This is a genomic window from Chitinophaga sp. CC14, from assembly GCF_048957795.1.
GTDB classification, from domain to species: Bacteria; Bacteroidota; Bacteroidia; order Chitinophagales; family Chitinophagaceae; genus Chitinophaga; species Chitinophaga ginsengisegetis.
Map to the genome: position 1 here is coordinate 882,031 of NZ_JARBFY010000001.1, position 21,935 is coordinate 903,965.

Sequence of the window (21,935 nt, forward strand, 5' to 3'; positions counted from 1 at the left end):
TTAAAGGACCTGCATTATCTTTGGCAGGACTGAGAGAAGTATCTCTTGTATTACTTTTAACCTCCCCATGAAAAACAACAATAACTATCAGGTGGCCTAACCAACCACCTTTTTTATTTCCCCGGAGAAAGCAGGATCCCAATCTTTCCAAACCGGCTCAAATCCTTGTTTTTTCAGCATGTCTGCAATAGCGGCAGCGCTCCTGTCGTCAGATATTTCAAACTGTTCCAGCGACTGCTGATCTACCACATAGCCACCCGGATTGGTTTTTGAGGCGGCACTCATGGCCGTAATACCCAGATGCACAATGTTATTCCTGAATTTCTCCTCTTCCCGGGTAGAAATACTAAGTTCCACTTCCTGGTTAAATAGCCGGTAGGCGCAGATCAGCTGTACCAGCTCCCGGTCGTTCATCACTACTTTGGGGGTTAGTCCGCCGGAGAATGGCCGCAGCCGGGGGAAAGAAATACTGTATTTTGTTTGCCAGTATTTTTTCTCCAGGTAGGCGAGGTGCAGCGCCGTAAAGAAACTGTCGGTACGCCAGTCCTCCAGCCCTATTAATACGCCCAGTCCCATTTTATGAATGCCGGCACGTCCCAGCCGGTCGGGTGTTTCCAGCCGGTAGTCGAAGTTGGATTTCCGTCCTTTAGGATGATGTTTTTTATAGTCGTCCTGGTGGTACGTTTCCTGGTATACCAATACGGCATGTAGTCCCAGCTCCGTCAGTTCCCGGTAATCCTGTTCATCCATCGGTTGTACTTCCATCGAAATATTGGCGAAGTGCGGCCGGAGCAGTTGTAATGTTTTCTTAAAATAGTCTGTACTTACCAGCTGGTTTGCTTCTCCCGTTACCAGCAAAACGTGTTCAAACCCCATTTCCTTAATGGCAGCTGTTTCCAGCAGCATTTCCGCCGGGCTCAGTGTTTTCCGCCTGATCTTATTGTCGAGGCTGAAGCCGCAATAGGTACAGATATTCTGGCATTCGTTCGATAAATACATTGGGATATACAACTGCATGGTGTTACCAAACCGTTGCCGGGTAAGCGCCTGGCTCATGGCCGCCATTTCGGCAAGGTAGGGCGCTGCTGCCGGAGAAATAAGTGCAGCAAAATCTTCCAGTGAACGGCGCTGGTTATGCAGGGCCTGTTCCACATCCCTGGCTGTTTTAGCATAGATACCGGCTTTTACCTCATTCCATTCATACTGATCAAATATGCTTTTAAACATACGGAAGGATTAATAAGATGATAAAATAATTATGCTTCATCGAGAAATGCGATCAACGGGCTGGAGGCCACTGCGTGCTGACTGCTGACAGGTAAGCCAGCTTCATAGGCCATGCGCCCGGCCTCCACGCCTGCTTTGAAGGCGGCGGCCATTTGTACCGGGTTGCGGGCCACGGCAATCGCCGTGTTCACCAGCACCGCACTGGCGCCCATTTCCATCGCCTGCGCAGCATGGGAAGGACTGCCAATACCTGCATCCACAATCACCGGTATGTTGCTTTGCGCAATGATGATCTCCAGGAAATCGAAAGTTTTCAATCCCTTATTGCTGCCAATGGGAGCGCCAAGAGGCATTACTGCGGCAGTGCCCACATCTTCCAATCGCTTGCATAATACGGGGTCTGCATGCACATAAGGGAGCACCACGAATCCCAGTTTCACCAGCTCTTCCGCCGCCAGCAATGTTTCCACGGGGTCGGGCATCAGGTAGCGGGGATCAGGGTGGATTTCTAATTTTATCCAGTTTGTTTCCAGTGCTTCGCGGGCTAACTGTGCCGCATATACGGCTTCTTTGGCGGTACGTACGCCGGAGGTATTGGGAAGCAGGTGCATTCTTGAATGCGACAGGTGCCGCAGCATATCATCTGCTTTATTATCCATCTCCACCCGTTTCAGCGCTACGGTAACCAGTTCGCTGCCAGAGGCCAGCAGCGCGCTTTCCATCACCTCCGGCGAAGAAAATTTCCCGGTACCGGTAAACAGGCGGGAGTAAAACTCCCTGCCGGCAATAATTAATGGCTCCATGTAGATAATTGTTTTAACTGGTGATGAATCTGGCTCACAACGGCCTGTTTATCTGTTGCATGGGTAATCAGTCCGCTCACTGCAATACCGTGAATACCGGTTTCCATCAATGCCGGGATATCTTCCGGCAGGATACCGCCAATGGCAATAACGGGAATGCCTATATTTTTTTCTTTTAAAGATTGCAGGATAGATTGATAGCCACTCAACCCCAGTATAGGGCTGAGATTTTGCTTGGTGGTAGTAAACCGGTATGGGCCTACACCTACGTAACTGGCGCCATCCTGTACGTGTTGCAGGATATCTGCAAGCGTATTCGCGGTGCCGCCAACAATCATCTTATCGCCGGTAATAGCGCGGGCGGCGGCAACGGTCATATCCAGTTTGCCTACATGTACGCCCGCTGCTGCTACTGCTACCGCAATCTGTGGATAGTCGTTGATGATAAGAGATGCCTGGTAGCGATCGCAGATCTTTTTCACTGCTTCCGCCACCGGCAACACCGTGGCCGGTGATTCATTTTTGATACGAAGCTGAATCCATTTGCAGCCGGCATCGCAGGCGGCGAGTATATTATCGGTATGTGATGATTGCGATATGTAATGTAAGTTGCTGATCATATGTGATGGTATCCTGTTAATGATGAATGACTGGCTAATAATTTTTCCGTATATACCTTACCGTTAGCACATGCTTCCTGTAGTGAAAAACCCCGTGCCAAACCCGCAGTGATGGCGGCGGACAGCACACAGCCCGAACCGTGTTTGGGAAATACTTCTTTCAGTACCGGGGGGAAAGTATGGATTACATCGCCGGTATACAGCATATCATATCCCGGCTTATTTTTATGATGACCTCCCTTCAACAGCACAGCACAACCCACAGATAATTGCCGGGCCGCAGCTTCGCCGTCGGTAAGTCCCGTTAACAGCAATGCCTCATCGTAATTGGGCGTTAACAGGTAAATCTCCGACAGCAGCTCCTTCCACGCCTGCTGGTGAATGCTGCCGTGAAAAGAAAAGCCTGCCGATGCTTTCAATACCGGGTCCAGGATAATGCGTATACCGGGCGATAATTGTTTTACCTGTCTTACCAATTCAAGCAAGGACTGTATATCCGGCATGATACCGATTTTACAATATTGTAGATGCGTATTGCATAGCAATGGCTTCGCCTGTGCCAGTATATGCGTTACCGGTATCCACTCCACTGATACAAACTGTTCCGGTGTTTGCACGGTAATCGCCGTGCAAACGCCCATGCCGTTTACCCTGTGTTGTTCAAATGTTTTGATATCTGCCAGTAAACCTGCGCCCCCACTGGGATCCAGACCGGCAAAGCTCATCACGTAAGGTCGCTCTTGTTCCATAGCTGCTGTATACGGTAGTAATTTTCCACGGCCTGCGCCGGTGTTTTCCAGATGGCTCCCAGCAAAGCTGCGCCATCAAAATGCCAGTTGCTTAATAAATGTATATTGGTATGATCTACACCACCCAAAGCGAGTACCTGCCGGTTGTTTTTATCAGGAAGCCTTCCTTCCAGCCGGCCATGATAGCCGGGTTTGGAGATACTGTTAAAGACCGGGCTTAATAACAATGCCTGAAAGCGTTTGTCCGTTAACGTTATACCATCTGTTGAATGAATACCTGTGCTGTTTTCTTTGAAATTTTCCGGAGATAGATAACGGGTTGGCAGTTCCGTTTTACCGTTAACCGGCGCCGTTTTTCCGTTACCAGCAATAGCACCCGATAATAACCGGTGCATCCCTTCGCCGCTCCAGTGCACGCCTGCAAGGCCATACCGGGCCGCCAGCGCGCCATGATCGCGGATAAGAATACGGCTGTAGCATTCCGGCGGAAGCTTATCCAGCAACGCAGTGTACTGCGCTGTTGACCATCCGGGCTTTCTTAACAGCACACGCTCCACCCCTGCTGCCAATAAGGCCGCAATGATATCCACTTCTTCGTGTATCCGTTCAGGTGATGTGATAATCCAGATCAACTATTTTAGCATTTAGTTTTTAATGCTGCTATACTTACAGGTAGATTTCTCCTCCCTGTTCAGCAAAGGCAGCGGCTTTTTCCCTCATGCCGGCGGTCATAGCGTCTTCTTCTTCCAAACCCTTTTGTGCGGCAAAATCACGTACTTCCTGTGTGATTTTCATGGAGCAGAAATTGGGTCCGCACATAGAGCAGAAGTGTGCTACTTTGGCGCCGTCTGCAGGCAATGTTTCGTCGTGATAAGAACGGGCGGTTTCCGGATCAAGCGCAAGATTGAACTGGTCTTCCCAGCGGAATTCAAAGCGTGCTTTGCTAAGTGCATTGTCTCTGTGCTGTGCGCCCGGATGGCCTTTCGCCAGGTCGGCGGCATGAGCGGCGATCTTGTAGGTGATTACACCCTGCCGTACATCTTCTTTATTTGGTAATCCAAGATGTTCTTTAGGTGTTACATAACACAGCATAGCACAGCCAAACCAGCCTATCATAGCGGCGCCTATCCCGGAAGTGATATGATCATAGCCTGGTGCAATGTCGGTAGTTAAAGGTCCCAGTGTATAGAAAGGCGCTTCATGGCAGTGTTCCAATTGCTTATCCATATTGGTTTTGATGAGGTGCATCGGTACGTGGCCGGGGCCTTCAATCATCACCTGTACGGAATGTTTCCATGCTATTTTGGTGAGTTCGCCGAGGGTTTCGAGTTCTGCAAACTGTGCGGCATCGTTGGCATCGGCAATACTGCCTGGGCGTAATCCATCTCCCAGGGAAAAAGAAACATCATAGGCTTTCATGATTTCACAGATTTCTTCGAAATGCGTGTACAGGAAATTTTCCTTGTGGTGTGCCAGGCACCATTTAGCCATGATGGAGCCTCCGCGGGAAACGATACCGGTTACGCGTTTAGCCGTTAACGGTATATATCTCAGCAGCACGCCTGCATGGATAGTGAAGTAGTCAACACCTTGCTCTGCCTGTTCTATGAGCGTGTCGCGGAAAATTTCCCACGTAAGGGCTTCTGCTTTTCCATTTACTTTTTCCAGTGCCTGGTAAATGGGTACGGTACCGATGGGCACCGGCGAATTGCGGATAATCCATTCCCTGGTTTCGTGGATATTTTTACCGGTGCTCAGGTCCATAATGGTATCTGCGCCCCAACGGCAGGACCACACTGCTTTTTCCACTTCTTCTTCTATACTGGAGGTAACTGCAGAGTTGCCGATGTTGGCATTTATTTTCACGAGGAAGTTGCGGCCAATGATCATGGGTTCGCTTTCCGGGTGATTAATGTTTGCGGGGATGATGGCTCTGCCGGCGGCAATTTCCTGGCGTACAAATTCAGGTGTAATGAATTTCACGGGTGTATTGGCGCCAAAGCTCTGACCTTTATGTTGGTGCCAGAGGGCGTTGTTTTGTTCAAACAGCTGATCAGCACATTGATTTTCCCGGATGGCGATGTATTCCATTTCGGGTGTAATGATGCCCTGTTGTGCGTAATACAACTGGGTTACATTTTGCCCGGGTTTCGCACGCAGGGGTTTATGTGTGTGGCTCATGAGCGGCATCTTCCCGCCTTCTTTCATCAGCTCTCTTACAAACGGGCTGGTGTATTCCGGGAGTTGCTCCACGTCTTTCCGGTCGTTGATCCATGTTTCACGGATGCGCGGAATGCCGGTAGCTACATCAATATGAATGTCCGGATCTGAAAAGGCGCCGCTGGTATCGTATACTACTACCGGTGCATTGGGAACGGCATCGCCATTTTTTCCATGAATACGTGTATCCGTGAGCGTTATTTTGCGCATGGCTACTTTCACGGGGTGGATGGTTCCGTCCACATATATTTTCTCTGAGGCAGGAAAGGGTGTGCGGCTGAGTGCCACGGGCTGATTATGCATGATATCTGGTTTTTTTAGAGATAGAAATGCCGGTTCCGTGATAATGATCACGGAAAAGACTATACGAAAAATGAAATACAGGGTTTAGCCGCCCTGGGTAGCCCGGATAATAGTAATATTATCGGCTGCAGATAGTGGTTGGTTTTCCCAGGAGGTTTTTGGTATCACCTGGTTGTTGACGGCCACTGCAATGCCTTTTTGAGCAGAGATCTGAATAAACTGTAAGAGTGCAGCGATGGTAGTTCCCGGCTGCACCGCATAAAGTTTATTGTTTACATGCACTTCCATGTTAATTGGAATTTAAGTGAAACAATAAACTTTAAGGATGTGGAAAGATGAGAAAGGTTCAGTTACTTTTCCCTACGGCAGTATGAACTGCTTCAGGTACTGAGGGTATCATCTCAGTTTATCCTTTTTAGTTAATTGGATAAACACCCCTAAAGTGTAGATGTAAAAGTAATGGAAATATTTAAAAATTACATTACAAATGATGAATTGTGTATTTTTAAATTATGGTACGATTCAGTTTAATGTGTTTATTGATACTGGCGGTTGCCTGTAAGGAGAGTAAGAAGGAGGTGGAGAAGGAAGAATTACAGGATGATAGCAGCCTGGTTAGTATTATCGCAGACAGCAGTAATGCCGGCATTACTGACAGCATTGCTGCTGTTGCGGATACGCTGCATATTGATGCAGCTAAGCTCATAGGAAAGTGGATACAGCCCGTAGCGGGCCTGGACAAGGAAACACAGGGTTTCCAGCTAAGAAAGAACGGAACTGCCAGATCCATTAACATGTACACACTGGTATACGAAAAATGGTTGCTGACACATGACACCTTGTTGTTGTGGAATCACTCCGAAGGCGTAAAAGATACCTCCACTATTGTGGATACAACAATTATAAAAGAGCTGTCAGATACTTCGCTTGTATTGTTTCCGGTAAAAGCCGCCGAAGGCTACGTGGAAAAATACCATAGAAGCAATTAATTATATAGCTGCCAGAGTCCTACCAGGCAGGCTACCACCGCCATAAATACGCCGGCAGCAGCGAGCTGCATATCGTCAATATTTTTTCTTCCTATATACAGGGAAACAAGACCTATTACTATGGCTACTGAGCCGGCGGTAACTGCATAGGAAGGTGTGTGGGTACTGAAAGCGAAAGCTGCCGACAGTACACCAATGATGAGCGCTGATATACAGGCTGTTTTTGTTAATGCTGTTGAGTGTTGCATATATATTCGAATTTAAAAAACAGGTGAAGGAATAATTATTTGCAAATAGGTATTTATTTATGTTGACTACTGATTTTTTCCTTCATCACCCTATCGTGTTCCCAGGGCACTTTTAACAGGGATCCTATTTCCTGGTAGCGGGCGTCCTGGTATTCATCCAGTCCGTATCTGATCGCCAGCGTATCCGGTACTTTTACAAAAGTGCCGAAGAGGCGATCCCATATAGAAAATATATTGGCATAATTAGCGTCTGTTTCAGGCTGGTAATGGCTATGATGTACCTTATGCATATCCGGCGATACAATGACCCAGCTAAGCGCATTATCCAACCATTTGGGCAAATGGATGTTGGCGTGATTGAACTGCGACATAAAAGCCGATAAGCTCTGGTATAACATGATCATCCAGAAGGGCACTCCGAGAATCATAATAGCAGTAAAGAGGGCTATTACTCTCAGCAGGCTTTCCACCGGGTGGTGTCTCAGGGCAGTGGTGGCGTCTATCTGTGTATCTATGTGATGAATTTTATGGAACTGCCACATCCAGGCGGTTTTGTGCTGTACCCAATGTATGAGCCAGGCCCCTATAAAATCCAGCAGTAATAGTGCCAGTATAGTATGGAGCCACAGCGGCAACTGCTCCAGGTACAGGATACCGAACTGCTGGGTGCTTGTCCACCGGGAAGCCTTTACGATGAGGAATGCCAGCCCTGTATTTACAATCACCGTGGTTAATGTAAAAAAGAGATTGGTACCGGCATGCCGGTAGCGGTTGCTGCCAAAACGGAACCGGGGCGCCATGCCCTCAATGATCCATAACAGCAATAGTCCGCTGACCAGGATGGCAGTACGGTATACTGACGGAATATTTTCAAAAAAACTTACCATATGATGGTAAAATATATATAACGGTCTCTTATGCTGTGCTGTGTGGTTCTCCTTAACCAGGCCAACAAAATCTCTGCAGTGGATATGATATGGGGATGTGATCTTAACTGTAATACACAGTAAACATATATGCATTACTGTTATTACCCTTGCGTTACTGTCCTGAACCTTCGGGTGTGTTCCAACCACTGATTCCGGATAAAAATTACAACTATTTGGGGAATATAAAAAGGTGTCTTTTGGGCCACAGGCAAAGAAAAAAGCAACCTCTTTGTCAGAGATTGCTTTATGTATAAGTTTTTAGCTATAAGTATTTATCTTTTTAGCATTTAGCTAACAACTGTGGTTAGTTGTTCAGCATGAGCGGCATTACCAGCATGAGGAGGTCTTCATTTTCTTCTTTTTCAGAAGGTCTGAGGATACCTGCTTTGGTGGCAGTAGCGAGGTCGATGGAAATTTCATCTCCTTCAGCAGCATTCAGCATTTCAATGAGGAATTTCGCATTAAAAGCAATCTGCATATCATCGCCGGTATACTGGCAGTTCATGCGTTCGTTACCTTCAAAGGAGAAATCCACATCCTGTGCGGATAACTGGAGTTCGCTGCCGGTGATGCTTAAAGCTACCTGGTTAGTGCTTTTATTGGCGAATACACCTACGCGTTTTAAGGCGTTCTGGAAATCGCTTTTTACCACGGTGAGGCGGTAAGGATTATCTTTTGGTATTACTACCTTATAGTCAGGGAAACGGGCATCAATAAGGCGGCAGATCATTTGTGCGCCTTCGTGCTGTACGAAGAAGTGGTTCTGGCTATAAGCTACTTTAATTTCAGTTTCGTTATCAGGCAGGGCTGATTTCAGCAGGTTCAGCGGTTTTTTAGGTACGATGAAGCTGTCTGCCTGCGGGCATTTTACGTCTGTTCTTACATATTTCACCAGTCGATGTGCATCGGTGGCAACAAAGGTAAGGCTGTCCGGAGCCAGTTCGAAGAACACGCCTGTCATGGCAGGGCGCAGGTCATCGTTGCTCACGGCGAACAGGGTTTTATTGATGGCGGTAACCAGGCCGGTAGCAGCCATTGTGAAGGAGGTGGTATCATCTGCAGCCGGTTCTTTCGGGAAGTTTTCCGGGTTTTCCCCCATCACTTTATATTTACCATTGTCTGAAGTGATTTCCACTGCATAGGAGTTCAGGTCAATGTGGAAAGTCAGCGGCTGGTCGGGCAGATTTTTGAGGGAATCCATCAGGATCTTCGCCGGGATACAGATCCGACCGCTTTCCTTGGCTTCCACCTCCAGCTTCACCCGCATAACAGTTTCCAGGTCAGTTGCAACTACAGTCAGTTCGTTTTTGTCAATCAGGAACATAAAATCCTCCAGTATCGGCAATACTGTGTTTGAATTGATAACCCCGCTGATCTGTTGTAATTGTTTTAATAAAGTAGAGGAAGAAACAATAAATTTCATGGTTTATATAAGTTTGCTTATCATTTTTTGTTGAAGGGTAACCTTAAGGGCATGCTGCCCTGATTTTCTCCCGGCACCTCACATAAAAGGTCAAATGTACTGTAAACAAAGATAGAAAGTTTTGTCGTTCTCCCTAATTTCATCACATCTTATACACTAAGATAACGTGGTTTTACACAACGATTTGCAGTCATTCATATATTTCTTTTTAGTATAATACTAAACAGAAAGAATAAAAAAGCCCCTCTTGGTTAGATGAGATGCAATAACAAGTGCTATTTATTAACGGAAGTGAAAAGAATTTCCCTATTCTTTTAAATTATCTTCAAATCGGTTACTTTTGCCGCGCTGAAAAATTATTACAAACCAACAAAAAAAAGCAGGTTATGAAACTGTCTCATTTAGCCGAAACGTTGATTGGATCCGAAATCATTAAGTTAGCAGCTGAAATAAAGGAGAAACAGGCCAAGGGTGAGAAGATATACAACTTCACGATTGGCGATTTTGACCCGAAGGTATTTCCTATCCCGGTTGAATTTGAACAGGAAATCATAACAGCCTATAAGGAGCACCTGACCAATTATCCTCCTGCCGATGGTATCGCGGAGTTAAGACAGGCAGTAGGTGGTTTTATAGCTGAGCGTGAGGGGCTTTCCTACGATCCTGCAAAGGAAATCGTTATTTCCTGTGGCGGTCGTCCTATCATTTATGCTACTTTCAGAACCATTGTTGACCGTGGCGAAAAAATAGTTTACGCCACTCCATCATGGAATAACAACCACTATACCCACTTCCTGGAAGCGGAACACGTAGTACTGGAAACCAAACCAGAGAACTTTTTCATGCCTACGGCTGCAGAACTGAAGCCGCTACTGAAAGGCGCTACCCTCCTGGCCCTCTGCTCCCCGCAGAACCCAACCGGTACTGCTTTCGGTAAACAACAACTGGAAGAAATCTGCGACCTGGTACTGGCCGAAAACAAAAGCAGAGGCGCCGATGAAAAGCCCCTCTACGTAATGTTTGACCAGATGTACTGGGTGCTCACCTTTGGTGAAACACACCACCACAACCCGGTTACCCTCCGTCCGGAAATGAAGGATTATACCATCTTCATCGACGGTATGAGTAAAGCCTTTGCTGCTACCGGCGTTAGAGTTGGCTGGGCGTTAGGACCCGCACATGTTATCGGTAAAATGAAATCCATTCTTTCCCATGTTGGCGCCTGGAGCCCGATGGCAGAACAGAAAGCTGCTGCCCGCTACCTGGTACAGAAAGAAAATGTGGATAAATACCTGCAGCACTTTAAAGGTGAAATCGAAGAAAGACTGGTGAAAATCTACGAAGGCTTCGATAAACTGAAAACTGCCGGTCATAAAGTGGAAGCCATTGCTCCGCAGGCGGCGATCTATCTTACCGTTAAATTTGACCTGGTAGGCAAACAAACGGCAGATGGCACTGCGCTCGCAGATCAGGCTGCTGTAACCTCCTACATCCTTAATGAAGCTAAAATAGCCCTGGTGCCGTTCTATGCTTTCGGATCTGCTAAAAACTCTCCATGGTACCGCCTCAGCGTAGGTACTTGCGTGAAAGAAGAGATCCCTGCTATGTTTGAGAAGCTGCAGGCTGCGCTCGAAAAACTGAAATAGCGATGTGGCGCCTTTGGCGCTGAAATTGTCTTGAGCAGGATTAAACTGATTAGGCTGATTTCACTGATTTGATTACGTTTTGATTTTAATATTTAGGGGAGATAGAAGCGAAAATACCCGCTTCTATCTCCCCTAATCTTTTATAAAATAATCTTTTATAAAATCAAAACGTAATCAAATCAGTGAAATCAGCCTAATCAGTTTAATCCTGCTCAAGACAATTTCAGCGCCGAAGGCGATCCCCTGCCTGCTCAAATCTCCCCATCCTGACTTTCTGACTTTTCTCTTCGAAAAGTTAAATAGGTGTTAAAAGGACAACTTCGGTTACTATTTCAGAAAAACTTCCTAATTTTGACCTTGAAACTAAAAAAGTCAAAAAGTTAATGCACACGGAAGCTAAAGATGAAATGAGGGATAAGATCCTGGAGGCGGCTCTGAAGCGTTTTACTCACTATGGCGCTTCTAAAACAACGATGAACGAAATAGCAGATGACCTTCACTGCTCTAAAGCATCGCTGTATTATTATTACCCCGACAAAAAAGCTATGCACCTTGCTGTGCTGGAAAGAATTGCGGAAGCCTATTTCCAGCAGATGGAAAAGGAAGCGGTACATGTGAAATCGGCAGCCAAAGCATTATATAATATCATAGATCTCCGGAAAGATTTTATCAGCAAATTTTGCCGGCTGGAAATATTTAAAATATTACAGGATAACTCTGCGCTCTTCCTCGAAGAAAAGAAGAAGGCAAAACAAAGGGAATTCAATATCCATACAGCCATCATTAAAGCAGGTATTGCCTCAGGAGAATTTAAAGTAAAAGATCCTGCACAAACCGCAGAACTGCTGGTACTGGCCAGTATGGGACTGCGCTTCTCCGTACCGGATCATATCCGGGAAGACATGGATCTGAATGAAGAAATGATGGACGAGGTGATAGAGAAACAAAAACAACTACTCGAAATTTTCATAAACGGAATAAAAGCTTAAACGGAAATCATGGTGGTGAGAGAAAGGATACTGGAAACAGCACTGAAGATGTTCAGAACGTACGGTGTGAAAGGGGTTACTATGTTTGATATTGCCCGCGACTGCGGGATCTCCAAAAAAACAGTATACGAGCATTTCGTAGACAAACAGGCGCTGATAGACGAAGGGATGCAGCAACTGCTGACGAACCATATTAACTACTTCCATGAATGTCTGCAAACCACAGACAACGCCATCGAAGAACTGGTGCGCAACATGAAGTACATCACCAATATGGCTAAAACCCTGAACCCGGTGATGCTGCATGAAATCCAGAAATACCATCCGGATACCTGGCGCAGCATCGAGAGTTTTAAGTCGGACAGCATGCTCTGTAACATCAAGAAGAATTTAAAAAGAGGAATGGCGGAGGGCCTATACCGCCAGAACCTTCATATAGATATTGTAGCACGCATGCGCCAGCTGCAGCTGGAGGCAGCTTTTGACCCGGAACAATACCCCGCAGATCAATTTGAAATGCATGAGGTAATGGAACAGGTAACCGCCCACTTTATATTGGGAATCGCCACCATCCGAGGACATAAACTGGTAAACCAGTACCTGCAAATAAAAGAAGAAGAATAAAACTACTACGCTAAGATTTATTTTATGAAGCGATTAAAGTTAACGCTTGTCCTCCTCATGGGGATAGGGGTATATAACGGCTATGCCCAAACGCAGCTGACCTTACAGGAAGCGCTGAAGTTTGCATTGAACAATAATAAACAATTGGCCAAAACCAAAATGGACGAAGAAATGGGTAAATACAAAACCCAGGAAGTCCGCTCCCAGGCTTTACCACAACTGAATGGTAACGCCTCTTATACAGACAACCTGATGTTGCAGAAATCGCTCATCCCCGGTGCTGTATTTGGTAAACCGGATAGCTCCATACTGGTGGCTTTTGGGGTGAAGTACAATGCTACCGTAGGCGCAGAACTGAGCCAGCAGATCTTTAATCAGGCAGTGTTTACCGGTTTGAAAGCCTCCAAGGCCGGCGAACAGTATTACGTGCTGCAAACCCAACAATCCGAGGAGAATGTGATCTATAATGTATCACAACTCTATTACCAGTTGCTGGTAACACAGGAGAAAATTATTACCATCAACAGTAATATTGAAAAGCTCACACAGCTGGTAAGCGCCACTAAATCACAATTCGATAACGGCCTGGCAAAGAAAATTGACCTGGACCGTATCAAAGTGAATCTCATTAACAACATGACGCAACGTACCCAGCTGCTGAATCAATATGCAACGCAAACCAACAACCTGAAACGGGTAATGGGTATGCCGCTGCAATCTACTTTCCTGTTGCCGCCGGCTTCGCTGAAAGACATTGAAAACAAAGCTGCAGGCGTGTTACAATATGATGATATCAATCTCGCCAACAGAACGGAATATAAACTACTGAAGAAACAGGAAGAACTGCAGTTATTCCAGAAGAAAGCTTACCAGGCAGAGAATTATCCGTCATTGTCGTTATTCGGAAGATATTCTTATAACGGGATGAGCCAGCAATTCGCTTTCTCAAAAGACCCTTCCAATTCTACCAGCTGGTTTGGCGCAGCAGCTATCGGCTTAACGCTGAAAGTGCCCATCTTCGATGGTTTCGGCCGCCGCTCCAAAGTTAGTCAGGCTAACGTAACCCTGCGTCAGCTGGGCAAACAACTGGAAGATACAGAGCTCACCCTCAACACAGATTACGAAAATGCCAAGCTGATGGTGCGTAGCAACTTATCTACCATCACTACGCAAAAGGAAAACATGGACCTCGCCAACGAAGTGTATTATTCCACACAGAATAACTACAAACTCGGCCTGGCTGGCTTAACGGATCTGCTGAACGCGGAAACCTCCCTGGCAGACGCACAAAACAGTTATAACGAAGCCCTGCTGCAATACAAGCTGGCAGAGCTGGAGATCATAAAAAGTAAAGGAAGTTTAAAAGACCTCCTAAACTAAACGTATAAACGAAAATAACGATAGAACACACAAACTATTTTGCAGATGAAAAAGTTTATAATCTGGGGCTTGGTGACAATAGGTGCAGTAGTACTGATCATGTGGAAACTTGGCGCTAACAAAAAAGCGAACGAGGCTAAAACAGAATTCGTAAAACAAAGCAATATCGGCGACATCCCGGTGCTGGTACAGAAAGTATCCCGCAATGATTTCTCCCAGGGCTTCCTGGCCAATGGCAACTTTGAGCCGGTACGCGAACTGTCGTACCTCGCTGAAACTGCCGGCCGTATCACCAAACTGCTGGTAGATGAAGGCAGCGTGGTAAGACAGGGACAACCCATTGCTTACATTGATGGTCAGCTTTTAAACACCGACCTCGAATCTGCAAAAGCTAACCTCAACCAGCTGAAAGTAGATAAAGAAAGATACGAAAGCGCGTTCCAGACAGGTGGTGTTACCCAGAAACAAATGGATGATGCCCGCCTGCAGTACGACATCGCAAAAACGCGCTATGAAGCGGCCAGCCGCCGCGTAAGCGATACGTATGTGAAAGCACCTATCTCCGGAATTATCAATAAAAAATACATAGAACAGGGCGCGTACCTCTCTATAGGCAATAAGATGTTCGACATCGTGGATGTATCCAGGTTGAAACTGGCGGTATCTGTGCCGGAAGGACAAGTGGTAACACTTAAAACCGGTCAGAAAGTACAGGTTACTTCCAACGTGTTCCCTGAAACCCAGTATGAAGGCACCATCACCTTTATAGCTGCAAAAGGCGATAACTCCCTCAACTACCCGGTAGAAATGGAAGTGCGCAATATCGACGGAAAGGACCTGAAAGCAGGTATGTATGGTACTGCGCATTTCGTAGACCCCAATGCGGCTAAAACAATTTTCATTGCACGCACCGCATTTGTAGGCGGCGTAAACAGTAACACCGTTTATATAATGGATGGTAATGTGGCAAAGAAACGCAAAGTAGTTGCCGGCCGCATCGTTGGCGACCAGGTGGAAATACGGGAAGGGCTAAACGAAGGTGACACCGTGATTACCAGCGGCCAGATCAACCTGACTGAAGGCGCTGTTGTAGTGGCTCAGAACGGCAAAAAGTAAGCGAGGAAAATGTATCTGGTGTTTGACCAAATTTTTGCAACATGAAGATTACTGAAGTATCAATTAAGCGACCTACGATAGTAGTGGTGGTGTTTACCATCCTCACCCTCCTGGGCGTGATGAGTTATAAATCGCTGAACTACGAGCTGCTGCCAAAGTTCAGCTCCCCGATCGTGACTATTTCTACGGTATACCCTGGGGCCTCCCCTAACGAGGTGGAAAGTACCATCACCAAGAAGATCGAAGATGCGGTAGCATCTATGGAAAAGATCAAAAAGATTATTTCCAAATCTTCTGAAAGTCTTTCTGTTATTACCGTTGAGCTGAACAACGATGCAGATGTGGATATTGCCCTGCAGGATGCACAGCGCAAAGTAAACGCTATCCTGGCAGATCTGCCGGGAGATGCCAAGCCGCCATCTCTCAACAAATTCTCCCTGGATGATCTTCCGATCATGACATTGTCTGCCACCGCTAAAATGGACGACAAACAGTTTTATGACCTGGTAGATAAAAAACTGCAGCCTTTATTATCCCGGTTACCGGGCGTGGCCCAGGTATCACTGATTGGTGGCCAGGAGCGCGAAATACAGGTAAACGTAGATCCAAAGAAATTACAGGCTTTCAACTTATCTATTCTGCAGCTGCGCCAGCTGATCACCAACGCCAACCTGGACTTCCCAACCGGTAAGGTAAAAACGGCCAATGAACAGATCCTGATCCGTTTGGCAGGTAAATATAAAAACGTTGACCAGCTGCGTAACCTGGTGCTGAAAACAACCGAAGATGGTACACAGGTGCGGTTGATAGATGTTGCCGATGTGCAGGACGCGCAGAAAGATGTGGATCGTATTGCCCGTGTAGACGGCGTTAGTGCGATTGCCCTGCAGGTGCAGAAACAAACGGATGCCAACGCGGTAACTGTGAGTGAAGAGATGAAGAAGGCGATCAGTAAAATTGAAAAAGACTATGCCGCGAACGACCTGAAGATGCTGGTAGCAAATGATTCCTCCGACTTTACGCTGGAATCTGCCGACTCAGTAATACATGACTTGATCCTGGCAGTAGTGCTGGTGGCGGTTGTAATGCTGTTGTTCCTGCACAGTATCCGCAGTGCGTTGTTTGTAATGATCTCTATCCCGGCTTCCCTCATCGCTACATTCATCGGTATGAAATTGATGGGCTTCTCGCTCAACCTCATGTCGTTGTTGGGCTTGTCGCTGGTGGTAGGTATCCTTGTGGATGATGCGATTGTGGTGCTGGAAAATATTTACCGGCATATGGAAATGGGTAAGAACCGTGTCCGTGCTGCGTTCGATGGCGTAAAAGAGATAGGCTTCACTGTTACCTCTATTACGCTGGTAATTGTGGTGGTGTTCCTGCCCATCTCTTTAACGAATGAGCTGGTATCAAAGATCCTGCGTGAGTTTTGCGTGGTGGTAATGATTTCCACGATGCTTAGTTTGTTGTCGTCCTTTATGATTGTGCCGCTGTTATCCTCCCGCTTTGGTAAGCTGGAACATATTACCGGTAAGAATATTTTTGAGAAATTCATTCTCTGGTTTGAAGCGCAGCTGCAGAAGTTTACCAACTGGATGACCAGCATCCTGAAATGGGCACTGGGTCATAAAAGGATTACCATAGCTGTTGCTGTCGGTTTATTGATTGCCTCTTTCATGCTGGTAGGTAAAGGCTACATCGGTGGAGAGTTTATTCCTAAAGGCGACCGCGGACAATTCATCGTAATGCTGGAAATGCCAAAGGATGCGTCTGTAGAACAAACCAACCTGGCTACCCGCACCGCAGAAAAATATCTCAATAAAAAACAGGAAGTTACCCGTTTGATCACTACCGTTGGTCAAACCAGTGAAGATGGTTTTGGTAACGCACAATCAACCGCTTATAAAGCGGAGATCACCGTCATGCTGGTGGGGCCGGAACACCGCGTGGATGCTTCCGATATCTACGCCGCCAAGATCAAAAAAGAACTGAAAAGTATCTTACCTGGTGTGAAAGTAAAAACCACGGACGTAAGTATCCTGGGTACCGCAGAGCGGGCGCCGGTAGAGTTGGTGGTAATGGGTACAGAGCTTGACAGCGTAATGAATTACGCCAAAAGAGCGATGGATACACTCAAAACTATCAGCGGTGCTACAGAAGTAAAGCTGTCGGTAGAAGATGGTAACCCGGAAATTAATGTGCAGGTAGACAGGGATAAGATGGCCGCACTGGGCCTCACGCTTGATGCCGTGGGTGGTACCATGCAAACCGCTTTCAGTGGTACAGCCGATGACTCTAAAGTAAAGTTCCGTCAGGGTGATTATGAATACGATATCAACATCCGTTTTGATGATTTCAACCGTAAGAACCTGGAAGACGTATCCAATATACAGTTCATTAACGATAAAGGTCAGCTGATCAAGTTGTCGCAGTTTGCAGTGATAACAGAAGGCTCCGGACCAAGCCACCTGGAAAGAAGGGATAAAAACACTTCTGTATCTGTGCAGGCGCAGGTAATGGGTCGTCCTTCCGGTACCGTTACGCAGGAGTTTTCCGACAAGCTGGCAAAAATGGATAAGCCAACCGGCATCAGTTATATTTTTGGTGGTGATGCAGAGAACCAGGGCGACTCCTTTGGTACGATGGGCGCGGCATTGCTGATTTCCATTGTACTGGTATACCTCATCATGGTGGCGTTGTACGACAACTACATCTATCCTTTCGTGGTATTGTTCTCTATTCCGCTGGCGATCATCGGTGCGTTACTGGCACTGGCACTCACCAATAATACGCTGAACATCTTTACCATCATGGGTATCATTATGTTGATCGGTTTGGTGGCGAAGAATGCGATCATCCTGGTGGATTTTACCAATCAGATGAAAGAGCAGGGCCAAAGCACTTACCAGGCGCTGATCCATGCCAACCACGCACGTTTGCGTCCTATCCTGATGACTACCATTGCGATGGTAATCGGTATGCTGCCTATTGCATTGGCAACAGGCGGTGTGGGCTCCATTAAAAATGGTTTGGCGTGGGCTATCATCGGAGGTTTGATGAGCTCCATGTTCCTCACCCTGATCGTGGTGCCGGTGGTGTATATGATTGTAGACATGGGTATGGCGAAGCTGGGAATGGGCAGGTTATCTACCAAACGTTACATCAGGCAGCGTATGGTGGCCTCTTATGAAGAAGTGCCTTTAAATGAAATTCATTCGAATTAAAGATATGTTACTAACAGTGTAACAGTTGTAGGTTTAGGTAATAGCCGGAGTACTCATACTCCGGCTTTCTTATTTCTTTGATATTAACAATAAATTCTTTCCTTTTCACAACCCGGTTTATCTCTCCATGGGTTATTTTTGCAGCAAATACTCTTAATGAAGGTATGTCCCCATCTTAACATTATTATTGACACTTTTTTTATTCATGCCCTGGCAAAGGCAACAAACATTGCTGGATAAATAATTCCACTGAAAGACTATGGATTATGAGATGTACCGGAAAGTGATTTACAGCCACTTCCCGGTGACAGATTATTTTCTTGCTAAAAGCAGCATATGCGAAACAGGGAAAGGGATAGGTAGAGGTACACCATTTTTGCACGGGCGCATCAACTGTACCTTACCTTCCAACCTGTTATTCACAATCCACTCGTTGCGCCAGGTGGTAGATAAGTTATCCAGCCGCAGTCCCGCTTCTTCAAGGGCTGCTTTCCAGTCTTCGTAATTCCAGAAGCAAAACGTTTCATGCATTTCACTGAGCCAGTTATCGTGGTAATCTTTTTTGAACAGGAATTCACACGCATTTTGCATGGATAACTGTGCATAGGTTTGCCCTTCTATAGTTACCCATTCGTAGGGTAACTGAAACCCTTCATGATGCCGGAAGTCTTTGGCGAACCGACTGAACAGTGCTTTGGTAGACAGCTTTCCCAGCCAGGCTGCCAGTTCCTGCGTGCCGGCGTTTTCGGGTAATGCGGTATCATTTTCCCCGTCGGTGTCATTGAGCCAGAGCAAAATGATTTCTTCTTTATTTTCAGGACCTACTACATCCCGGTTAATCCATACACCGCCGGGAACCAGTTCATTATAACGGTTACGTATAAACGCGATCAGATCTTCCCGGCTGCCGTACGATTCTATTTCATGGGTAAGCGAGGAAGTATGAATAGTATTCATGCTGCCGGCTTCAAATACGAGGCTGGTTACTGCATTTTTTTGTGAGAAGAATACGGAGGGGTTGGCGAATTCCCCGTTATGTTTTCTTTGAAGACAGATATCATACAAATGACGGGATACCTCAATACCGTAGAAGTCGCATTCATGCAGGCGGTCGTCTTCGCAGGCCATTTTTATCCACGAACCAACGGCACAGCCGATATCGCCGATGTTGCCGGGTTGTATGTAGGGCGCCGTTTCACGGTATTTCTGGGCGGCGATGTCGTCCATTTGTTTCACGTATACGTTGTAGTCGCGGGTGGCAGTAAGATCGCCGTCTGCGCCAATGATAGGGTCTTTCAGGATATGCTGCACCTTGTCCCCTACGTTGTAGAGCGACCATATTTTGAAAGATGCCGGGTGCATCTGGTCGAGAATGGTTTTATTTTTTCGCCAGTCGCCGGTTTGCGCTACCAGTTTTACAATGTCCCAGGGCATGGGTTGTGTGAACTGGCTGCTTACCGGGTCCCACTCTGCCGGTAGTATGGTAAAGCCATGTTTAATGTACATATCCTTAACCGCTGTGGAGCAAATAACGAGGGTATTGGCCGGGGTGAGGGAATGGATCCCTTCACTGGAATGACGTATAGTCTTTACCGTATATTCTGTGAAATCATTGATTACACCTACATCGTCGATACCGTATACATATACCGGCACATCCAGGGAGTTGGAAAATTCCTGGATGATCATGGCACGGAGATAGAAGGGTACCGGGTTTCGTTTGGTGCCCAAATGATTGGCGGAGGTAACCGCGAAGATCACGCCTTCTATTTCCTGTGTGGCTAACGGTTGGCCATACACGTCTTTTTCGCCTTCCATTTTACATTTGATCAGGCGGTTCAGGTATTTGAACTGAAAATCTGTTAGCAGGTGATGCCGGCCGGGTATGAGTAAATACATGCCATGAAGTTAAGGAATGCGATGATTTTTTGTATGCGCATGATGCAAAAATAACAGAGGGTGTATCGTAGCTCTGATACACCCTCCTGAGGTAAACACGGTTGGAAGAAATAAGAATAATTTATAGTGCTGCATTTTTTTTCACTTCATCAAAGGTGTAACTAAGCGTTACTTCACCATTTTCAAACACAGTCTGCAGCAGGTCGGCAGATGCTGGTGCATCCTCTTCAGATACGGTTTTGAGAGTATTGTTATCTTTAATGAGCCTGAGTTTTCCGGCTTTTGATTTTTTGAAAGAAGTGCGTAACTGACCGGTGGCATCCAGTTCTACAGGCATTTTTTGAACGTTGATGGCTTCCCCGTTTACAACTGCGTAAGCGCATTTGAGGGCAAATTCCTGCGTGTCGCGGTTTACGCGTTGCAGTAAGGCGCCGCCCATACCCAGTACCAGGTTTTCCGCACTGATACCAGCCTGCTTTAATGCTTCCAGTATGCCGGGGATAGAAGAATAGCTGATGCCGTCACCCTGGATTACCCGTACCTGCGGAGGCAGTACTTTAAATCCTTTTTCGTTGGTGGTGTAGCCAAACTTATCCATGAGAATGGTGAATATGCGGAGCAGGGTTTGTACCGGATCTCCGCTATCAGGGCGGATTACCAGTGTGCCATCTCTTTTCAGGATCTGTTCTTTTAACGCAGTGCCCCAGTATTCTTCACAGGCTCTGAAAATATTGTAGGAGTCGGATACGCAGGCAATGGTGCCGGTAGGATAACTATCCAGTATGTGTTTGAATATTTCCAGCTCCCCTTCTTCTCCAAGAAGCGTTACCACAGAGTGTTCGGTAGCCGGGATAGATAAGCCGGGAGCAACAGGCGCATCGTAATATTTCTTTGCAAATACGGAACCGGGGATGGTATCGCTGCCTGCAAAGTTTACCAGGTGGGCGCTTCCGCCGATGCCGGCGCTTTCAACAGAGCTGGCGCCACGGAATCCAAAGTCGTTCAGTACAAAGTCGATGCCTCCAAAGGCCGCTGCGCTGGCCGTTTCTTCATAATATTTCTTTACTACTTTTTTTATTTCCCTGGATACAGAAGCCACGGTGCAAGGGTACCACACCTGCATCAGTAATGTTTCGAGGAAGTTAGTGAGCCAGAAACATTCGGGGTCGGTGTTTTCTATGGTCATCAGCACATTTCGTACAGGCACCACCGTGCCTTCTGCTACGGCTTTGATGCGAACAGGCAGTTTACCGCCGTATTTATCTATGATATATTCAAAGCGACTGCGGTCAAATACATCTTTCCGGCCAAATACTTCTGTGAGGATGGTTTCGGCCTCGTCCAGTTTTTCTTTGGTGAATACTACGCCGCTCAGATATTCTTTCAGAAAATATTGTAAGCCATAGAAAACAGTTTCTTCAAATTTGCCGCCCCGGCTTTCCAGGTAAGAGTAGATGAATTGTGTACCGGGAATGTACAGTTTATGGTGGGAGTATTTGTAAGCATCGGCCAGGAGGATGAGGTTTTCCTTTGTCATATCTCAATA

19 protein-coding genes and 1 riboswitch are annotated in these 21,935 nt (G+C 46.5%); of the genes, 7 read left to right on the top strand and 12 right to left on the bottom strand.

From position 1 onward, the window contains the following. Positions 1–96: 96 nt before the first annotated feature. The 7 genes from thiH to thiS form a co-directional block, all read right to left on the bottom strand. Positions 97–1,227 carry a 2-iminoacetate synthase ThiH gene (thiH, locus tag PV783_RS03760; RefSeq protein ID WP_420987164.1) on the bottom strand — a complete coding sequence of 377 codons (1,131 nt, stop codon included), beginning with the start codon at positions 1,225–1,227 and terminating at the stop codon, positions 97–99. Positions 1,228–1,256: 29 nt separating this feature from the next. After that, a complete protein-coding gene (locus tag PV783_RS03765) occupies positions 1,257–2,030 on the bottom strand; it encodes a thiazole synthase (protein ID WP_079471613.1) in 774 nt (257 codons plus the stop codon). Next, complete coding sequence (locus PV783_RS03770) at positions 2,018–2,650, bottom strand: thiamine phosphate synthase (protein ID WP_111577150.1); 633 nt, start codon at positions 2,648–2,650, stop codon at positions 2,018–2,020. The genes PV783_RS03765 and PV783_RS03770 overlap by 13 nt, the downstream gene beginning before the upstream one ends. Further along, complete coding sequence (locus PV783_RS03775) at positions 2,647–3,399, bottom strand: hydroxymethylpyrimidine/phosphomethylpyrimidine kinase (protein ID WP_420987166.1); 753 nt, start codon at positions 3,397–3,399, stop codon at positions 2,647–2,649. The genes PV783_RS03770 and PV783_RS03775 overlap by 4 nt, the downstream gene beginning before the upstream one ends. Then, positions 3,375–4,031, bottom strand: a complete 657-nt coding sequence (locus tag PV783_RS03780) for a thiamine phosphate synthase (RefSeq protein ID WP_420987167.1) — start codon at positions 4,029–4,031, stop codon at positions 3,375–3,377. The genes PV783_RS03775 and PV783_RS03780 overlap by 25 nt, the downstream gene beginning before the upstream one ends. 34 nt (positions 4,032–4,065) lie before the next feature. Beyond that, positions 4,066–5,922, bottom strand: a complete 1,857-nt coding sequence (thiC, locus tag PV783_RS03785) for a phosphomethylpyrimidine synthase ThiC (RefSeq protein WP_420987168.1) — start codon at positions 5,920–5,922, stop codon at positions 4,066–4,068. A gap of 84 nt (positions 5,923–6,006) precedes the next feature. Beyond that, positions 6,007–6,210, bottom strand: coding sequence for a sulfur carrier protein ThiS (gene thiS, locus PV783_RS03790; RefSeq protein ID WP_079471618.1), 204 nt, complete (start codon positions 6,208–6,210; stop codon positions 6,007–6,009). 52 nt (positions 6,211–6,262) lie between these two features. Next, a riboswitch (TPP riboswitch) is annotated at positions 6,263–6,371 on the bottom strand. Positions 6,372–6,434: 63 nt separating this feature from the next. Here thiS and PV783_RS03795 point away from each other — a divergent pair. Beyond that, complete coding sequence (locus PV783_RS03795) at positions 6,435–6,911, top strand: lipocalin family protein (protein ID WP_079471619.1); 477 nt, start codon at positions 6,435–6,437, stop codon at positions 6,909–6,911. Here PV783_RS03795 and PV783_RS03800 read toward each other — a convergent pair. The 3 genes from PV783_RS03800 to dnaN form a co-directional block, all read right to left on the bottom strand. Next, a complete protein-coding gene (locus PV783_RS03800; protein WP_079471620.1) occupies positions 6,908–7,159 on the bottom strand; it encodes a hypothetical protein in 252 nt (83 codons plus the stop codon). The two genes, PV783_RS03795 and PV783_RS03800, sit on opposite strands and share 4 nt — an antisense overlap. 53 nt (positions 7,160–7,212) lie before the next feature. Next, a complete protein-coding gene (locus PV783_RS03805) occupies positions 7,213–8,046 on the bottom strand; it encodes a sterol desaturase family protein (RefSeq protein WP_420987169.1) in 834 nt (277 codons plus the stop codon). Between the two features lie 346 nt (positions 8,047–8,392). Then, the gene (dnaN, locus tag PV783_RS03810; protein ID WP_079471622.1) at positions 8,393–9,511 is read right to left on the bottom strand and encodes a DNA polymerase III subunit beta; all 1,119 of its coding nucleotides are present in this window, start codon (positions 9,509–9,511) and stop codon (positions 8,393–8,395) included. 386 nt (positions 9,512–9,897) lie between these two features. On the opposite strand from dnaN, the gene PV783_RS03815 reads away from it, so the two are divergent. The 6 genes from PV783_RS03815 (at position 9,898) to PV783_RS03840 (ending at position 18,490) form a co-directional block, all read left to right on the top strand. Then, a complete protein-coding gene (locus PV783_RS03815) occupies positions 9,898–11,157 on the top strand; it encodes a pyridoxal phosphate-dependent aminotransferase (protein ID WP_079471793.1) in 1,260 nt (419 codons plus the stop codon). A gap of 383 nt (positions 11,158–11,540) precedes the next feature. After that, positions 11,541–12,146 carry a TetR/AcrR family transcriptional regulator gene (locus PV783_RS03820; protein WP_420987170.1) on the top strand — a complete coding sequence of 202 codons (606 nt, stop codon included), beginning with the start codon at positions 11,541–11,543 and terminating at the stop codon, positions 12,144–12,146. Between the two features lie 9 nt (positions 12,147–12,155). Continuing rightward, positions 12,156–12,770 carry a TetR/AcrR family transcriptional regulator gene (locus PV783_RS03825; RefSeq protein WP_079471624.1) on the top strand — a complete coding sequence of 205 codons (615 nt, stop codon included), beginning with the start codon at positions 12,156–12,158 and terminating at the stop codon, positions 12,768–12,770. A 24-nt stretch (positions 12,771–12,794) separates the two neighbouring features. Further along, entirely contained in the window at positions 12,795–14,150 is a 1,356-nt protein-coding gene (locus PV783_RS03830; RefSeq protein ID WP_079471625.1) for a TolC family protein, read from the top strand. A gap of 45 nt (positions 14,151–14,195) precedes the next feature. Next, complete coding sequence (locus PV783_RS03835; RefSeq protein WP_420987172.1) at positions 14,196–15,266, top strand: efflux RND transporter periplasmic adaptor subunit; 1,071 nt, start codon at positions 14,196–14,198, stop codon at positions 15,264–15,266. Positions 15,267–15,307: 41 nt separating this feature from the next. After that, positions 15,308–18,490, top strand: coding sequence for an efflux RND transporter permease subunit (locus tag PV783_RS03840; protein ID WP_420987174.1), 3,183 nt, complete (start codon positions 15,308–15,310; stop codon positions 18,488–18,490). 312 nt (positions 18,491–18,802) lie between these two features. On the opposite strand, the gene PV783_RS03845 is transcribed toward PV783_RS03840, so the two are convergent. Beyond that, a complete protein-coding gene (locus PV783_RS03845) occupies positions 18,803–20,389 on the bottom strand; it encodes a transferase (RefSeq protein WP_420987175.1) in 1,587 nt (528 codons plus the stop codon). A gap of 121 nt (positions 20,390–20,510) precedes the next feature. Next, entirely contained in the window at positions 20,511–21,926 is a 1,416-nt protein-coding gene (locus PV783_RS03850) for a nicotinate phosphoribosyltransferase (protein ID WP_420987176.1), read from the bottom strand. Positions 21,927–21,935 lie beyond the last annotated feature (9 nt).

What these genes read in the sequence shown, in the direction of transcription:
- thiH (WP_420987164.1), bottom strand. Translation starts at nt 1,227, where the DNA reads ATGTTTAAAAGCATATTTGATCAGTATGAATGGAATGAGGTAAAAGCC.
- PV783_RS03840 (WP_420987174.1), top strand. Translation starts at nt 15,308, where the DNA reads ATGAAGATTACTGAAGTATCAATTAAGCGACCTACGATAGTAGTGGTG.
- PV783_RS03815 (WP_079471793.1), top strand. Translation starts at nt 9,898, where the DNA reads ATGAAACTGTCTCATTTAGCCGAAACGTTGATTGGATCCGAAATCATT.
- dnaN (WP_079471622.1), bottom strand. Translation starts at nt 9,511, where the DNA reads ATGAAATTTATTGTTTCTTCCTCTACTTTATTAAAACAATTACAACAG.
- thiS (WP_079471618.1), bottom strand. Translation starts at nt 6,210, where the DNA reads ATGGAAGTGCATGTAAACAATAAACTTTATGCGGTGCAGCCGGGAACT.
- PV783_RS03775 (WP_420987166.1), bottom strand. Translation starts at nt 3,399, where the DNA reads ATGGAACAAGAGCGACCTTACGTGATGAGCTTTGCCGGTCTGGATCCC.
- PV783_RS03765 (WP_079471613.1), bottom strand. Translation starts at nt 2,030, where the DNA reads ATGGAGCCATTAATTATTGCCGGCAGGGAGTTTTACTCCCGCCTGTTT.
- PV783_RS03800 (WP_079471620.1), bottom strand. Translation starts at nt 7,159, where the DNA reads ATGCAACACTCAACAGCATTAACAAAAACAGCCTGTATATCAGCGCTC.
- PV783_RS03805 (WP_420987169.1), bottom strand. Translation starts at nt 8,046, where the DNA reads ATGGTAAGTTTTTTTGAAAATATTCCGTCAGTATACCGTACTGCCATC.
- thiC (WP_420987168.1), bottom strand. Translation starts at nt 5,922, where the DNA reads ATGCATAATCAGCCCGTGGCACTCAGCCGCACACCCTTTCCTGCCTCA.
- PV783_RS03835 (WP_420987172.1), top strand. Translation starts at nt 14,196, where the DNA reads ATGAAAAAGTTTATAATCTGGGGCTTGGTGACAATAGGTGCAGTAGTA.
- PV783_RS03770 (WP_111577150.1), bottom strand. Translation starts at nt 2,650, where the DNA reads ATGATCAGCAACTTACATTACATATCGCAATCATCACATACCGATAAT.
- PV783_RS03825 (WP_079471624.1), top strand. Translation starts at nt 12,156, where the DNA reads ATGGTGGTGAGAGAAAGGATACTGGAAACAGCACTGAAGATGTTCAGA.
- PV783_RS03795 (WP_079471619.1), top strand. Translation starts at nt 6,435, where the DNA reads ATGGTACGATTCAGTTTAATGTGTTTATTGATACTGGCGGTTGCCTGT.
- PV783_RS03830 (WP_079471625.1), top strand. Translation starts at nt 12,795, where the DNA reads ATGAAGCGATTAAAGTTAACGCTTGTCCTCCTCATGGGGATAGGGGTA.
- PV783_RS03845 (WP_420987175.1), bottom strand. Translation starts at nt 20,389, where the DNA reads ATGTATTTACTCATACCCGGCCGGCATCACCTGCTAACAGATTTTCAG.
- PV783_RS03820 (WP_420987170.1), top strand. Translation starts at nt 11,541, where the DNA reads ATGCACACGGAAGCTAAAGATGAAATGAGGGATAAGATCCTGGAGGCG.
- PV783_RS03850 (WP_420987176.1), bottom strand. Translation starts at nt 21,926, where the DNA reads ATGACAAAGGAAAACCTCATCCTCCTGGCCGATGCTTACAAATACTCC.